The sequence below is a fragment of the Pseudomonas sp. JV241A genome (assembly GCF_900275665.1).
GTDB classification, from domain to species: Bacteria; Pseudomonadota; Gammaproteobacteria; order Pseudomonadales; family Pseudomonadaceae; genus Aquipseudomonas; species Aquipseudomonas wadenswilerensis.
On record NZ_OPYO01000015.1, the window covers coordinates 101,593 to 116,050 of the forward strand.

The 14,458-nt window shown below is 63.1% G+C and carries 14 protein-coding genes; 10 read left to right on the top strand and 4 right to left on the bottom strand.

The features are described from left to right. Window positions 1-74: 74 nt before the first annotated feature. A complete protein-coding gene (locus JV241A_RS10080; RefSeq protein WP_115087311.1) occupies window positions 75-428 on the top strand; it encodes a DUF1428 domain-containing protein in 354 nt (117 codons plus the stop codon). A 120-nt stretch (window positions 429-548) separates the two neighbouring features. On the opposite strand, the gene JV241A_RS10085 is transcribed toward JV241A_RS10080, so the two are convergent. Next, entirely contained in the window at window positions 549-2,174 is a 1,626-nt protein-coding gene (locus tag JV241A_RS10085) for a methyl-accepting chemotaxis protein (RefSeq protein WP_134062288.1), read from the bottom strand. 318 nt (window positions 2,175-2,492) lie between these two features. On the opposite strand from JV241A_RS10085, the gene JV241A_RS10090 reads away from it, so the two are divergent. After that, on the top strand, window positions 2,493-3,362 hold the full coding sequence (locus tag JV241A_RS10090) for a follicular epithelium yolk protein subunit (protein ID WP_134062291.1): 870 nt from the start codon (window positions 2,493-2,495) through the stop codon (window positions 3,360-3,362). Window positions 3,363-3,408: 46 nt separating this feature from the next. Here JV241A_RS10090 and JV241A_RS10095 read toward each other — a convergent pair whose 3' ends face one another. After that, window positions 3,409-4,320, bottom strand: a complete 912-nt coding sequence (locus JV241A_RS10095) for an AraC family transcriptional regulator (protein WP_115087305.1) — start codon at window positions 4,318-4,320, stop codon at window positions 3,409-3,411. Between the two features lie 107 nt (window positions 4,321-4,427). Between JV241A_RS10095 and JV241A_RS10100 the strand changes: the two genes are divergently transcribed. The 6 genes from JV241A_RS10100 (at window position 4,428) to JV241A_RS10125 (ending at window position 11,269) form a co-directional block, all read left to right on the top strand. Further along, window positions 4,428-4,985, top strand: coding sequence for a carboxymuconolactone decarboxylase family protein (locus JV241A_RS10100; protein WP_134062293.1), 558 nt, complete (start codon window positions 4,428-4,430; stop codon window positions 4,983-4,985). 51 nt (window positions 4,986-5,036) lie between these two features. Continuing rightward, window positions 5,037-6,098, top strand: coding sequence for an acyl-CoA dehydrogenase family protein (locus JV241A_RS10105; protein WP_134062295.1), 1,062 nt, complete (start codon window positions 5,037-5,039; stop codon window positions 6,096-6,098). Beyond that, window positions 6,095-6,943, top strand: a complete 849-nt coding sequence (locus tag JV241A_RS10110; RefSeq protein ID WP_115087299.1) for an ABC transporter ATP-binding protein — start codon at window positions 6,095-6,097, stop codon at window positions 6,941-6,943. Before JV241A_RS10105 ends, JV241A_RS10110 begins: the two co-directional genes overlap by 4 nt. Then, window positions 6,909-8,108 (top strand): ABC transporter substrate-binding protein, encoded by a 1,200-nt coding sequence (locus JV241A_RS10115; RefSeq protein ID WP_134062297.1) that lies wholly within the window; start codon window positions 6,909-6,911, stop codon window positions 8,106-8,108. The genes JV241A_RS10110 and JV241A_RS10115 overlap by 35 nt, the downstream gene beginning before the upstream one ends. Beyond that, the gene (locus tag JV241A_RS10120; protein WP_115087295.1) at window positions 8,108-8,863 is read left to right on the top strand and encodes an ABC transporter permease; all 756 of its coding nucleotides are present in this window, start codon (window positions 8,108-8,110) and stop codon (window positions 8,861-8,863) included. Before JV241A_RS10115 ends, JV241A_RS10120 begins: the two co-directional genes overlap by 1 nt. Window positions 8,864-8,989: 126 nt before the next feature. Further along, the gene (locus JV241A_RS10125) at window positions 8,990-11,269 is read left to right on the top strand and encodes a P-loop NTPase fold protein (protein ID WP_166675679.1); all 2,280 of its coding nucleotides are present in this window, start codon (window positions 8,990-8,992) and stop codon (window positions 11,267-11,269) included. Window positions 11,270-11,279: 10 nt separating this feature from the next. Here the strand turns inward: JV241A_RS10125 and JV241A_RS10130 are convergent, their stop codons facing one another. Next, window positions 11,280-12,398, bottom strand: a complete 1,119-nt coding sequence (locus JV241A_RS10130) for an MFS transporter (RefSeq protein ID WP_134062301.1) — start codon at window positions 12,396-12,398, stop codon at window positions 11,280-11,282. A 100-nt stretch (window positions 12,399-12,498) separates the two neighbouring features. Between JV241A_RS10130 and JV241A_RS10135 the strand changes: the two genes are divergently transcribed. Then, window positions 12,499-13,269: a helix-turn-helix transcriptional regulator gene (locus JV241A_RS10135; protein ID WP_134062303.1), complete on the top strand. Its 771-nt coding sequence runs from the start codon at window positions 12,499-12,501 to the stop codon at window positions 13,267-13,269. Between the two features lie 96 nt (window positions 13,270-13,365). Beyond that, window positions 13,366-13,995: a LysE family translocator gene (locus JV241A_RS10140; protein WP_115087287.1), complete on the top strand. Its 630-nt coding sequence runs from the start codon at window positions 13,366-13,368 to the stop codon at window positions 13,993-13,995. A 63-nt stretch (window positions 13,996-14,058) separates the two neighbouring features. On the opposite strand, the gene JV241A_RS10145 is transcribed toward JV241A_RS10140, so the two are convergent. Continuing rightward, a complete protein-coding gene (locus tag JV241A_RS10145) occupies window positions 14,059-14,454 on the bottom strand; it encodes a hypothetical protein (protein WP_115087286.1) in 396 nt (131 codons plus the stop codon). Window positions 14,455-14,458 lie beyond the last annotated feature (4 nt).

Here is a 14,458-nt window from a genome sequence, read left to right on the forward strand (position 1 = left end):
CTTGCGTGCAAGCCTGTCGATCCACCCCCGGCCCAATCGACCATCCTGCACACACCACGTGCAGGAGTTCCCCCATGTCTTATGTAGATGGTTTCGTTCTCGCAGTCCCCACCGCCAACCGCGACGCTTTCAAGCAACACGCCGAAGAGGCCGCCGTGGTGTTCAAGGAATGCGGCGCCCTGAAGGTCGTCGAGTGCTGGGGCGATGATGTGCCGGACGGCAAGATCACCTCGTTCCCCATGGCCGTGAAGCTCAAGGATGACGAGACGGTGGTGTTCTCCTGGATCCTCTGGCCGTCACGCGAGGTGCGCGATGCCGGGATGCAGAAAATGATGGAAGACCCGCGCTTGCAGCCGGACCAGAATCCGATGCCGTTTGATGGCATGCGGCTGATTTTTGGCGGGTTCAGGATTCTGGTGGAAGCTTGAGGTTTTTGGGCTGCTTTGCAGCCCATCGCTGGCAAGGCCAGCTCCCACAGGGAACTGTGAACGCTGACCCTGTGGGAGCTGGCTTGCCAGCGATGCAAGGCAAAGCCTTGCTGCTTTTGATTACACCCTGAACCGCGCCACCAGCGCCGTCAGCTGCCCGGCCAGCCCCGCCAACGCCTGGCTGGCCTCGCGGGTTTCCCGGGCCCCGGCCGCCGAGCGAGTCGACAGTTCGCGAATGTTCAGCAGATTACGATCCACCTCCCGCGCCACCTGCGCCTGCTCCTCCGCAGCGCTGGCAATTACCAGGTTGCGCTCGTTGATCTCGCCGATCGCGCTGTAGATCCCCTCCAGCACCTGCCCCGACGCCTGGGTAATGCCCAGGGTCGACTGCGCCCGCTGGGTGCTGGCGTGCATCGATGCCACCGCCGCCTCAGTGCCATGCTGCACGCGGCCGATCATCTGCTCGATTTCCTGGGTCGATTGCTGGGTGCGGTAGGCGAGGGTGCGTACCTCGTCGGCGACCACGGCAAAGCCACGCCCGGCTTCACCGGCACGGGCCGCTTCGATGGCGGCATTGAGCGCCAGCAGGTTGGTCTGTTCCGACACCGAGCGGATCACTTCCAGCACCTGGCCGATGTCGCGAATCTGCCCGGCCAGTTGTTCCAGGTGCTCGCTGCTGGTCTGCACTTCACGGGCCATGGCCTGGGTACCGTCGAGGTTGTCGCTGACCTGGCGGCGGCTCTGTTCGGCCAGTACGTTGGAGGCGCTGGCCGCTTGCGAGGTGGACACCGCATTGCGCGCCACTTCTTCCACGGCGGTGGTCATTTCGGTGACGGCGGTGGCGGCCTGTTCCAGCTCCTGGTCTTGCTGGCGCAAGCTGTGGGAACTCTGTTCGGTAATGCCGTTGAGCGCCCCGGCGGCCTCGGCCAGTTGCGTCGCGCAGCCGGTGATTTGCCCCAGGGTGTCGCGCTGGCTGTGCTGCATGCGCTGCAGTTCGCTGAACAGCTGGCCGATCTCGTTGCTGCTGTGCACCGCTACCGGCACGCTCAAGTCGCCGCCGGCGATGCGCTGGAAGTGCTGACCGGCGTCACGCAGCGGGCGCAGCACGCGCTGGGCGATAAAGCTCCAGCAAAGGGCGGCCAGCAGCAAGGTCAGCAGCCCCAGCGCCACGCTCAGCAGCTGGGCACTGCTCAGGCGCCGGTCAGATTCGAGCATGATCTGCTGGCTGCGCTCGTTCAGCGCCGCCACCAGTTTTTGCCGCAGCGCCTGCAGGCGGCCCATGGCGTTGCCTGCGTCGGTGTTGACCCTGAAGTAGTGCTGCAAGTCGTTGTGCCGGGTGGCTTCACGTTGCCCGGCCACGGCCTTGGCGTAGTCGGCGAAGGTGCTTTGCAGCTCCACGGCGAGCGCTTTGAATGTCGGCTCCTGGGCATTGCTGACCAGCGCATTGATCAGCTGCGCGCTATTGCCCAGCAGTTCTTCCGAGAGCTTCAGGCGTTTGTTGGCGCTCTCGCTGTGGCCACCGGTCTGTTCGATAAAGCCCGAGGAGACGTTGGCGCTGGCGCGGATCGCCATCAGCAGCGCGTTGTTCAGGCGGTCCGACTGGTGCGCGGTCTGGTCCAGCTCGGTGATCTGCTGGTCGCTGCCCACCGCCGCGCGCCAGGCGCTGACGGTGGAGAACAGCAAGGTCAGGCTGAACAGCGACAGCACCCAGAACATACCGGTGCGGATTTTCAGGTCGGCGAACATGCGGGCAGTACTCCTCGAGTTGTTATCAGCGCCACTCTTTGCCGCTGGAGCGGCGGTGGGTGGTCTGCTATCGGAGTAATGGCAGGCGGACTTGAGGGGGCAGGGGCGGCTTGTGTTCGATTACCGAACGGTGATTTCGTCGGCGGCGGCCTATCGGCCAGCGCAGATAATTCGCTACATCAGCGCAATTGCTTATGAACAATGGGTACTGGCTGTGTGCCATCCCTGGGCTAGCGTTAGGGCTTCGGCGGCATGTCGTCGCCGAAGGCTGGAAGTTGAACGACTTTCTGCTCTCCCTCATTCAACAAGGATGTCGTCATGGCTATTAGTATCGCGATCAATGCTGGGCAATCTTCATCCGCGTCAACCGTCATTGCCACGGGCACGGTCCAGAACGTTATCACCGACACCGAGCGAACCTTGTTCAACATCCAGGATGGGTCGTTGAAAGCGGCGGTGTCTGCCTATTTTGGCCGCTCGCCCAATGACGCTTACGTTTGCAGCCCCACGCCCTGGGGTGATCTGTACCAGACCTACAACTGGCCGCAGGTACAAGCCACGCTGTCGGTGGTGAGCGCAAGGATTGTCTCGGAAACCTCGAACCCGATTGCCCTCAATACCAATACCTTCACCAACCACTCCTCGGTGCCGGCGGAGTTCAACTGCGGGGTCACCCAGGAGGTGACGGTCACCGCGGAAAGCAACTGGTCGAGCTCGTCGGAAGTCGGCATCAGCCAGACGATTTCCTACGGGATCTCGTTCCTCGGCGCCGGCGCCCAGGGCGAAACCGCCTTGAGTTTCACCCAGACCTGGGAGCAGGGCGGTTCGCAAAGTGAGTCGGTAACCCTGGGTTCGAGCGCCGGAGTGACCCTGACCTTGCAACCCGGGCAGACCGTAGAGGCGATACTGTCGGCCAGCAAGGGGGTACTGACGGTAGAAGTTGAGTATCAAATAACCCTGGCGGGGGTAACGGCGGTCAATTACAACCCGACGTATCAGGGGCATCACTTCTGGGCACTGGATATCAACAACGTCATGAGTGCCGGCAAACTGTCGAATGTCATCACCAGCAAAGAAACCATCGTGATCGACTACTTCACCAATACCACGATCACCGTGCAGGACCCTGAAAGCCAGGATGTCATCCGCACCCTCGTCACCTCGGCCAGGCCGGGCATCAGTTCATAACGCAAGCAAGGGGTGCAGGCAGTGCGCTGCACCCCTTTCAACACGTTCAGCGCCCTTCATGCTGACGCCGATACGCCCCCGGCTGCACCCCGACGGCCTTGCTGAAGGCGCGGGTGAAGGCAGCAATCGACTGATACCCCACCGCCGCGCACACCTGCTCGACGGTGTTGTTGGCCTTGAGCAACTGGCAGGCATGGCGCATGCGCAGGGCCAGCAGCACCTGCCCGGGTGATTGCCCGGCAAGCTCACTGAAACGCTTGAAGAACGCCGAACGCGACAGCCCCGTGCAGGCCGCCATGCTCTCCAGCGACCAGGGCTGGTCGGGATGTTCGATCAACTGCTCGAGCAGGCTGGCAAAGTTGGCGTGGCGCGCCAGCGCGACCAGGCCGCTGATGCCCTGATCGTCACTGACCCGCTGGCGCAGTACATACAAGAACAGCAGATGGCTCAGGCGTTCGAGCAAGGCCGAGGAGGGCGCGGGCAGGCGTTGGCATTCGGCCAGGATCAGCTCGAACAACGCCCGCGCCGCACTCAGCGCCGGGTCGCCGGCACGCAGGATGATCCAGTCGTCGAGGCCTTCGATGATCAGCGACGACAGGCCCGGCTGAAAATGAAAGAACCCGCACACCAGGCCCACGCCGTCGGTGGCGTCACTGTCCAGCGGCTGCATGGCCTGGCGCGGCTGCTGTTGCGCCAGCTCGCAATCCGCGACATTGGACAGCCGATAGTTGAAGTCGCGCAGCAGGAACACCGCATCGCCGGCTTGCAGGCAAATGGCCTCGGCCTGGCCGTCGATATGCAGCCAGCAATGACCTTGGACAATCAGGTGGAAACTGGCCCGCGCCAGGCCGTGGGTGCTGGCGTGCCAGCCGCCGCAATAGCGCCCGACATGGAACAGGCTGGCGTCTAGCTCAAGGCTTTCTAATAACCAATCGACTACGGGGCTGGACGAAATCATCTAATGAAAAGACTCAGGAGCAAGTAATAGCGACTGCAGAATATGGCAGGTAATTCTTATAACCAACAGACTTGTCGCACACCCCCAGTCTGCAGGAGTCCACTCCAATGTCGCGCGTCACTGTCCATACACTGCAAAGCGCCCCTGAGGCCGCCCGTCCTTACCTGGAGAACGCCCAGAAGGCCTCGGGCTTCATCCCCAACCTGCTCGGCGTGCTGGCCAACGCCCCGGCGGCGCTGGAAACCTACGTCACTGTGTCGGCACTCAACGGCAAGGCCGAGCTGAGCCTGGCCGAGCGTGAAGTGGTGCAACTGGTGGCCGCCACCCACCACGGCTGCGACTTCTGCGTGGCCGGCCACACCGCCGTGGCGCTGAACAAGGCCAAACTGGGGCAAGAGGTGGTCGATGCCCTGCGCGCCAAGGGCGAGTTGCCGCAAGACAAGCTTGAAGCGCTGGCGGCGTTTACCCGCGAAGTGATCGCCACCCGCGGCAATGTCAGTGAGGCGGGTTATGGCGCGTTCCGCGAAGCGGGCTACAGCGAAGGCAATGCCCTGGAGGTGATCCTCGGCGTCAGCCTGGCAACCCTGTGCAACTTTGCTAATGTGTTCGCCCAGACGCCGCTCAATGACGAGCTGAGCAAGTACCGCTGGCAGCCTTCGGCATAACGAACCCTCGGCGCCAGCGCAGGCTGGCGCATTTTTAAAGGAGTAAACGCTATGCTCGATCCCGCATTGGTCGCGTGGCTGGATGCCCAGGCCGAAGCCCTCGACCAGGGCCACGGCGACCCGCAGGCGGTGCTGGGGCAACTGGCAGCGGCGCAGGTGCTGCGCGTCGGTATCGACGAAGCCCTGGGCGGTAGCGGCGGCACGGTCGCCGACGCGGTAGAGACGGTCGCCAACGTTGCCAGCCATTCCCTGGCGGCGGCCTTCGTGTTCTGGGGCCAGCGCGCTTTTATCGAATACCTGCTGCACAGCCCCAACGGCGGGCTGCGCGAGCGTCTGTTACCCGACCTGCTCAGCGGCCAGCTGGCGGGTGCCACCGGGCTGTCCAACGCCATGAAGTACCTCTCGGGTATCGAAGCGCTGCAGGTCAAGGGCCTGCGTGACGATCGGGGCTGGACCCTGGCCGGGCGCCTGCACTGGGTGACCAACCTGCGCAAGGGCGGTTTCGTGGTGGCGGCGGCGATTGAAGAGGAGGGCGCCTCGCCATTCGTTCTGGCCATTCCGGACAACGCTGCCGGGCTGACCCGCTCCGACGACCTGCAACTGCTGGGCCTGCAATCGAGCAACACCGCCGCCTTGGGTTTCGAGCAGGTGCCGATCAGCCGCGACTGGCTGCTGCACGAGAACGCCAAGCAGTTTCTGCCGGCGGTGCGCCCGTCATTCCTGGGCCTGCAATGCGGCATGTCGATTGGTCTGGCGCGGCGCTCGCTGAGCGAAGTGGAAGGGCACCTGCAGGGCATGCGCCCGTTCCTTGGCGAGGCGCTGCAAGTGTTGCACGAGCGCTTGGAAAACACCGTGGGCGAGTTGAAAAAGGGCCTGCTCGATGGTCGTTTCCTGGCCCAGCCCGCGGCCCTGTTCAAGCTGCGCATCACCTTGGCCGAAACCGCTGCCGACGCCGTGCAGCTCGAGTTGCAGGCCAGCGGCGGCAAGGCTTATCTCACCGCTTACGGCGCCGGTTTCGCCCGCCGCTGGCGCGAGTCGGCCTTTGTGCCGATCGTTACCCCGAGCCTGGTGCAACTGCGCGCCGAGCTGCAACGCCAGGCGCCGTCAGCATGACCGAGGTGTTACTCGAAGCCCGTGGCATCAGCCTTGGCTACCCGCGTGAACAAGGCTGGCAAAGCGTGCTGGAAAACTTCGACCTGCAACTGGCGCCGGGTGAAGTGATCACCATTCTCGGCCCCAGTGGCGTCGGCAAGTCCAGCCTGTTACGGGTGCTGGCCGGCTTGCAGCAGGCCCGCGCGGGCAGCGTCAGCTTGCTCGGCGAGCCGCTGCAGGGCCCGCACCCGCGCCTGGCGGTGGCCTTCCAGGACCCCAGCCTGCTGCCCTGGCTGAGCCTGGAAAGCAACGTCGCCTTCGGTCTGGATTTCGCCCGCCAGCCCACGCTTGCCGCCAGCGAACGGCGTGCACGCATCGACCACGCCATCGAGGCGGTCGGCCTGCAGCACGCTCGCGAGCAGTACCCGGCGCAGCTTTCCGGCGGCATGGCCCAGCGTACTGCGCTGGCTCGCTGCCTGGCGCGCCAGCCACAAGTGCTGTTGCTCGATGAACCCTTCGGCGCCCTGGATGAAGTGACCCGCGCCGACATGCAGCAACTGCTGCTGCAACTGATTGCCCGGCACAACACCGCGGCCGTCCTGATTACTCACGATATCGACGAAGCCCTGCTGTTGTCTGATCGCGTGCTGCTACTGGGCAACCACCCGGCGCGCACCCTTGGTCAATGGCACATCGACCTGCCGCAACCACGCGAGCAGCGGGTCGAGGAACTGGGCGCGCTGCGCATCGACATACTCAAAACCCTTCGGCGGGCCAGCCGCACACCCGAACCTTCTTCTGAACCTATGCCGCTGCCGTCGGAGACTGCCCATGTGCCTGGACGACTTCACCCACACTCGTCGTGACTTCATCAAACTCAGCGCCTTGCTCACCGCCGGCGGCGCCATGCCGCTGCTCAGCAGCCTGCAGGCCCGGGCGGCCAGCGACCCGGATGCGCCGGTGCGCATCGGCTACCTGCCGATCACCGACGCCACGCCGCTGCTGGTGGCGCACAACAATGGCCTGTTCGAGGCTGAAGGGGTAAAGGCCGAGCGGCCGGTGCTGTTGCGCAGTTGGGCGCAGGTGATCGAGGCGTTCATCTCCGGGCAGGTCAACGTCATTCACCTGCTGTCGCCGATGACCGTATGGGCGCGCTACGCCAGCAAGGTGCCGGCCAAGGTGGTGGCCTGGAACCACGTCGGCGGCTCGGGCCTGACCGTGGCCCCGGGGATTACCGAAGTCACGCAATTGGGCGGGCAGACCGTGGCCATTCCGTTCTGGTACTCGATCCATAACGTGGTGGTGCAGCAGCTGTTCCGCGACCACGGCCTGACCCCGGTGTCCAAAGCCGCCACTGCCCAGCTGGCGGCCAACGAGGTCAACCTGGTGGTGCTGCCGCCGTCGGACATGCCGCCGGCGCTCGCCAGCAAGCGCATTGCCGGCTACATCGTTGCCGAGCCGTTCAACGCCTTGGCCGAAGACCTCAAGGTTGGCCGCGTGCAGCGCTTTACCGGCGACATCTGGCGCAACCATGCCTGCTGCGTGGTGTTCATGCACGAACATGACCTGAACAACCGCCCCGAGTGGTCGCAGAAGGTGGTCAATGCGATCGTCAAGGCCCAGCTATGGACCCGCGACCACCGTGCCGAAGCCGCCGCACTGCTGTCCAGGAGCGGGCCGAACAAGTACACCCCGCACACCCCGCAGGTGCTTAGCCAGGTGCTGGCGCCGACAGCAGCGGCCCGTGACGCCTACATCGCCAGCGGTGCGATCCAGCATGCGCAGTGGGACGAGAAACGCATCGACTTCCAGCCGTATCCATTCCCCAGCTACACCGAAGAACTGGTGCGCCGCCTGCAGAACACCCTGATCGAAGGCGACAAAGGCTTCCTCGCCGGCCTCGACCCGCAACAAACCGCCCGCGACCTGGTCGACGACCGCTTCGTCCGCAACAGCATCGCCGCCGTCGGCGGGCTCAAGGCCTTCGGCTTGCCCGAGAGCTTCGAGCGTAGCGAGGAGTTCGCGATCTGATGGGCAAGCATGCAATCCATGGCGCCCTGGGCGTTGCCGGCCTGTTCGGCTTGATATTGCTCTGGTGGCTGGGCGTGCACCTGTTTGGCGAGGCCGATGGCCTGTCGGCGCGTTTTTCACCGCAGGCGACGCTCGGCAGCCTGATCGAGCTGCTGGGCCAGGCCGAGGTGTACGAGCACATCTGGGTCAGCCTCAAGCGCATCCTTATCGGTTTGGTGCTGGCCTTGCTGATCGGCGTGCCATTGGGCTTGCTGGTGGGCAGTTATCGCCACCTTGAAGCGGCAACCACCCCGGCGTTCCAGTTTTTGCGGATGATCTCGCCGCTGTCGTGGATGCCGGTGGTGGTGATGCTGATGGGGGTAGGCGATCAGCCGATCTACTTCCTCCTGGCCTTTGCCGCGCTGTGGCCGATCCTGCTCAACACCGCAGCGGGGGTGCGTCAGCTCGACCCGCGCTGGTTGCAACTGAGCCGCAGCCTGAGTGCGACGCGCTGGGAGACCCTGTGCAAGGTGATCATCCCCGGCGTGCTTGGCCATGTGCTGACCGGCGTGCGCCTGGCCATTGGCATCTTGTGGATCGTGCTGGTGCCGTGCGAGATGCTTGGGGTGAGTGCCGGGCTGGGCTACTTCATCCTCGATACCCGTGATCGGCTGGCGTATTCGGAGCTGATGGCGATGGTGCTGCTGATCGGGGTGCTGGGCTTTATGCTTGACGCCATGGCCCGTGGGCTGCATCGGAGGTGGGTGCATGCCTGACCGAGGAGGCAGGAGCGGGCTTGCCCCGCGATGCGGACGGCGCAATTTTGAAAGCTCAGGTGCAGCACCGAACTCAGTTGGATAAACTTCCCGACCGGTTCAACTTCACGGTCGATGGATCACCACATGACAGCACCAGCAAACCCACGGCGTAGCGGCAAAGGCCATGATGCGGCGATCAGCCTGCAACAGGATGACGATCTGCAGCGCTGGTCGATTGCCCGCTCGGTGCTGCGCTCGATCGAATCGGCGCCGGACAACTGGTCCACGCGTATCGGCCTGTATGGCAAGTGGGGTTCCGGCAAGACCAGCGTGCTGAATTTCATTGAAGAGCAGGCGCGCATTCGCAATGAAAGCAAGTCGGACGGTATCACCTGGGTGGTCGTACGCTTTTCAGCGTGGGATGCCGAAGGCCGTGACGGGGTGATCCAGCGGTTCTATCAGGCGTTGCTGGAGCAACTTGAAAAAGGTGCTTGGGCGGGCAAGTCATTCAAGGATCTGGGGCGTGGAATCGCCAGGCTACTGGGCAATGTTGCCGAGATTGGCAAGTCAGTTGCACAAGTTATGGACCCTATTACCGGGACGATGGTTAGCAAAGGCACCCAGATTGCCGAGCAAACGGGCCAGCTACTGAGTTCAAAGCTGGCCTTCAATCGCAAAGAGCTCGAAGCGCTATGTGCTGACCTCCAGCGCACACGCATCGTGGTGTTCATCGATGACCTTGACCGCGCCGACCCGACCGCGATCCCCAAGGCAATGCTGGCGTTGCGCGAGTTGCTCGACTGGCCGAGCTTCGCCTTCGTCCTGGCCTTTGACCTGGATGTTGTGAGCAAAGCACTGAGCCTGTACTCGGCCGCCTATGGTGAGAATGGGCAACGCTTTCTCGAGAAGATCATCGATATTTCCATCACCCTGCCGGAGCCTACACCAGAGCAGGCCAAGCGCTTGGCGTGGCGAGCATTTCGCGAATGTTGCCCCTTTATTCCCGAGGCAGCGTTCACGCGAATGGCTCAGTGGTTTCCTGCCAACCCTCGTCTGGTCAAAGCGATCACCCGTGACCTGGGGCAACTGAAAACCGTTGCGCGTCGCCACGGCGATGACGAGCTCGCGTGGGATGCAATCATTTTGCAGACCATCATCAGGCATGAAGCCCCGAAAACCCTCGAACGTCTGGAGCCGTCCTTGCTGGGCCTGGGTGGGCGGTCGTTGCGCGGCGAAACCGATGAAGAGCGAGAGGCGTTTGAGCGTGAAGCCATTCAACTGACGCTGGGAGCAACAGTACCTGATCTTGCGCCAGCTTTTGTGCGGCTGAAAAACCAGTTTTCAGCCCTGCACGATCTGCGAAAATTTACTAATCCCGCACGTGCACGGTACGAGATGGGGCTGCTGGCGCAGGAACCGGGTATCACCCTTCAGGAGCATCGGCGTTTCTTGAATGAGTGGGCCGCTGACTTCGACGACCAGCGAATCGATCTGCTTCTTGAAGAAGGGGGGGAGGCCGCTCAGGCTGAAGTGCCGGAGGTTGCCTTGAACCTGATCTGGTTGACGATTGATTCATACTGCCAGGGCATGCGTGAGCTGGCGTCTCAGATTGATCAGCGTGTCTATGACCAGCAACTGCAGTACCTTGGTGTTCAGCTCAAACTGCTTGAACACGTCTGGGGGGAGACGCCGCACCCAGCGCTCCATGATGTCTCTGGCCATTACGGTTTGTGCTGCAGTTTGATCGACGGGTTGTTGTCCCTGCGCGAGCGTGATGAAGGTCAGCCAAGGCAAGCGCAGTACCAGCGCGAAATCGCACTGGTGACGGCAGCGGCAACCACGTGCAGTGATCGTGTACGGCTATACGATTGGGCGATGGAAAAGTTGCTCGCCGGTGGCATCGCGTACCTGTATGACTCGCATAAAAGGACACGACTCGAAGGTGTCGCCAACCTGCTCAAGGATGATGCGGTATCGGATTTGTTGACGGTGTTCGAGGCCCCAATGGGCGTCGAACGGTTGTTCAAAGACCCTTCGCCAGCGGCCATTCAACGACAGTGGCGCTTGTTCAATGCCAGGTCACCCTTTTACCAGGAGGCTGGTCAGGCCAAGCTGATCGCATGGCTGGAAAGCACTGCCAATGACAGGCAGGCCGAAGGCGTCGTCGCTGGTAACATGCTTGATTATCTTGTGGGATTGGCGGTTCACAACCATACCGGCGCTGAGGGTGGAGGCCATGACGTGCAAAGGTTGCAGGCGCTGATTCCTGTTGCCTGGGACGCGGCGATGAAGCGTAGCGAGTACCACTGCTTCCCCAAACAGTTGCTCGATAAATGGGACAGTCTAGTCAATGCGGGCATCGACAAGAGCTGGATTCCACTGCCGCCAAATCTGGCAGAACTGGACAGGCAACGAAGCAACTGAGTTATGCCCGTTACCTGTAGAAAGCGCTCACGGCAGCAATGAAAACGGAGCAGCAGCACAGCACTGCTCCCAGTGCCTGCCCCCATCCGGCCAACGCCAAGCCCGCGCCAATCAACCCGTAATACAACAACCCAAACAACGCTCCCGCCGTCCCCCGGCAATCCCCGTACTCAACCAGCGCCGAGCCCAGCACCAACGGAATCGCCATGGCAAAGGCGCCGAGCATAAAGGCCATGGCCACGGCGATCAGCCAATGTTCGCCCAGCAGCAGTATCGCCAGCGCTGCCAGCAGGTTCACTGCGCACGCCAGATTGAGCAGCGTTGCCTGGCTGACACCACGCGCCAGCAATAGCGCATTGAGGCGCGCGCCAAGCAGCGAGCCCAGCGCCAGCAACACGCCGCTATAGCCAAACAGACTTTGCAGCTGCAAACGCTGGAAAATGAACGGCGCCAAGCTGTACCAACTGAACACGCCGATGTTGAACAACGCCACCAGCAGCGTCGCCAGCAACACCCGACGATCACCGAGCATGCGCCGCAAGGTGCCGATCAAACTGGCGCGATGGGGTACCTGTGGGCGGGTTTCCGGCATGGTTCGCCAGCTCCATAACAGCAACGCCAGCGCCAGCAGCAACTGCGCGGCCAGCACGCCACGGTAACCCAAAGCCTCGGTCAGCAGCGATCCACCGAGCACGCCAATCGCCGGGCTGATCGCCAGGAAAACGCCGATCAGGGAAAACACCCGCGCCAGTTCCGCACCGCTATGCACGTCCCGCAGCGCGGTTTGCGTCACCACCGAGCCGACCGCAGCGGCAAAGGCGGCAACCATGCGCGCGGCGAGCAGGCCGCTGAAGCTTGTGACCAGCAAGGCTGCCAGCGATGCCAGGCCGTACAGCAGCAAGCCGGCAAGCAATGTCGGGCGGCGGCCCCAGAGGTCGCACAGCCGACCCCAGACCAGCACGCCAATGGCAAAGGCGGCGAAGTACAGCGACAGGGTTTGCGCCGCCTGCGCAGGCGTTACCCCGAAGCCCTGGCCGATATCCACCAGGGCGGGGCTGTAGAGGGTTTCGGCGATCTGCGGGAACATCAGCAGGGCCGTGGCCAGGGTCAGCCAGGTGCGGTGGGTCATAAGTAGCGCCCGGTGAGAAAAAGGGCGCTCATGGTAGACGGCAGGCGATGGGTGTATTGTCGCGGTCTGGTCTAAAAATAGTGAATATCGGACAACCTGCATGGCCTGGCTGGAACCCACCGCCACTTTCGACCCGGACCGCTTCGGCGCGCCCATCGTCGGCATCTGCTCGGCCCTGGGCGAACACGATTCTGGCGTCCATCAGCACCGCCTGGGGCAGGTGCTGTTCACCCGCCAGGGCTGCGTGCGCATCGACGCCCAGGCGCCGGATCTGCTCTGTCTGCTGCCGCCGACCCGCGCGGCATGGATTCCCGCCGGCATAGCCCATCGGGCGCGGATGCGGGCGACCGTCGATTATCGCTCGGTGTACCTGGACCCCCGGCACTGGCCGCATTTGCCTGCTGAAGTGGTGATCCTTGACGTCAATCCGCTGTTGCGCGAACTGCTCGAGCGCATGGCCGAGGCACCGTTCGCAACCGACTGGAGCCAAGGCGCCGCCGCGCATCTGGCCGGCCTGTGCATCGCCGAACTGCAGGCCGCCGGGCAGCAGCCGATGCGTTTGCCGCTGCCCCGGGATCGACGCCTGGCCAGCCTGGTAGAGGGGCTTGAGCAGTTGCCGCCGCCGCTGCACGAACTGGCTCGCACGGTCGGCGCCAGTGAGAAAACCATCGGCCGTTTGATCCGCCGTGACACTGGTATGTCATATCAGCAATGGCGTCAGCAGTGGCGGCTGGTACGTGCGGTAGAGCAGTTGGCGATCCATCAACCGCTGTCCCAGGTGGCGCTGGAACTGGGCTTTGCCAGCGACAGTGCCTTCATTGCTTTCTTCAAAAGCATGACCGGCAGTACGCCTCGGGGTTATTGCCGCTGAGGCAACTGTTGCGCAATAAATTCGCTGCGCTGTAGCGCTTGTCCCGGCTGGAGATCCGTTACTGTCGTCACTCGGAGCTTACCAGGAGGGCGTGCGATGCTCGATATGCAAACGCTGGTCATCTTTGCTGGCGCGGTAACCCTGTTGCTGCTGTCGCCCGGGCCGAACATGGCTTTTGTCATCAGCCATGGGCTGTCCATGGGTTGGCGTGGCGGGCTGGCGGCGGCGCTGGGTATCAGCCTGGCTGACCTGTTGCTGACTGTGCTGACGGCTACCGGTGTCACCGCACTGATCGCCGCCTGGCCGCCGTCGTTCGACATCATCCGCTACAGCGGCGCGGTCTACCTGTTATGGATGGCCTTCAAGCTGTTGCAGCCGCGCACGGTGGGCATGGGCGAGGGGTCGCGTGAGACATCGCTGGCGGCGGTGTTGGTTGCAGCGACCTTGAACAGCCTGCTCAACCCCAAGGCGCTGCTGTTTTTTATCGTGTTCTTGCCGCAGTTCGTGGTGCCGGCCAAAGGCGCAGTGGCCCAGCAATTGTTGCTGCTGGGGCTGGTGCTGAGCGTGATTGCCCTGGTGTTTCATGTGGTGCTGGGGGCGTGTGGCGGAGTGCTTAGCCGTTGGTTCAGTGGCAAGGGGCGCCTGGCCAGGTTGCAGCCGCGCTTGCTGGCCAGTGTGCTGGCGTTGCTGGCGCTGCGGTTGATGTTGATGCAGCGCCCGGCGTGAATGCCCGGCTCCCACATGTGGGAGCTGGCCTTGCCGGCGATGGGCTGCAGAGCAGCCCTAGATTCAATCCTGCAGGTCGTCCTCGCTCATCCACTCAAGCGCATCCGCCAGCGCCACCTCGGCCACCCATTCACTGAAGCTGCGGGTCACTTGTTCATAGCTCAACCGCGAGCGTAGCTCGAGTTTGTCGGCAAACGACAAATGCACGGTGATGACCTTGTCTTCAATCACCCCGTCGCGCACCACGAAGAAGGCAAAGTCCTCCCGATCCTGGCGGCGGGCGAACAGGTAAACCTCGAAGTCCGCCCCGGTTTCCTTGGCAAAGGCCCTGGCGGCGAAGGCGTTCCTGGTCAGGTCAGGCGCTTGTTGCAGCGACGCCTGGGTATCGCAGAAATACCAGGGCTCCCAGTCGGTCAGGCCTTTGTGAATGAACCAGCGGTAGGCAAGCGGGTAGGGCATTGGC

Coding starts and splice junctions, on each gene's coding strand:
- JV241A_RS10080 (WP_115087311.1), top strand. CDS start 75: ATGTCTTATGTAGATGGTTTCGTTCTCGCAGTCCCCACCGCCAACCGC.
- JV241A_RS10085 (WP_134062288.1), bottom strand. CDS start 2,174: ATGTTCGCCGACCTGAAAATCCGCACCGGTATGTTCTGGGTGCTGTCG.
- JV241A_RS10090 (WP_134062291.1), top strand. CDS start 2,493: ATGGCTATTAGTATCGCGATCAATGCTGGGCAATCTTCATCCGCGTCA.
- JV241A_RS10095 (WP_115087305.1), bottom strand. CDS start 4,320: ATGATTTCGTCCAGCCCCGTAGTCGATTGGTTATTAGAAAGCCTTGAG.
- JV241A_RS10100 (WP_134062293.1), top strand. CDS start 4,428: ATGTCGCGCGTCACTGTCCATACACTGCAAAGCGCCCCTGAGGCCGCC.
- JV241A_RS10105 (WP_134062295.1), top strand. CDS start 5,037: ATGCTCGATCCCGCATTGGTCGCGTGGCTGGATGCCCAGGCCGAAGCC.
- JV241A_RS10110 (WP_115087299.1), top strand. CDS start 6,095: ATGACCGAGGTGTTACTCGAAGCCCGTGGCATCAGCCTTGGCTACCCG.
- JV241A_RS10115 (WP_134062297.1), top strand. CDS start 6,909: ATGTGCCTGGACGACTTCACCCACACTCGTCGTGACTTCATCAAACTC.
- JV241A_RS10120 (WP_115087295.1), top strand. CDS start 8,108: ATGGGCAAGCATGCAATCCATGGCGCCCTGGGCGTTGCCGGCCTGTTC.
- JV241A_RS10125 (WP_166675679.1), top strand. CDS start 8,990: ATGACAGCACCAGCAAACCCACGGCGTAGCGGCAAAGGCCATGATGCG.
- JV241A_RS10130 (WP_134062301.1), bottom strand. CDS start 12,398: ATGACCCACCGCACCTGGCTGACCCTGGCCACGGCCCTGCTGATGTTC.
- JV241A_RS10135 (WP_134062303.1), top strand. CDS start 12,499: ATGGCCTGGCTGGAACCCACCGCCACTTTCGACCCGGACCGCTTCGGC.
- JV241A_RS10140 (WP_115087287.1), top strand. CDS start 13,366: ATGCTCGATATGCAAACGCTGGTCATCTTTGCTGGCGCGGTAACCCTG.
- JV241A_RS10145 (WP_115087286.1), bottom strand. CDS start 14,454: ATGCCCTACCCGCTTGCCTACCGCTGGTTCATTCACAAAGGCCTGACC.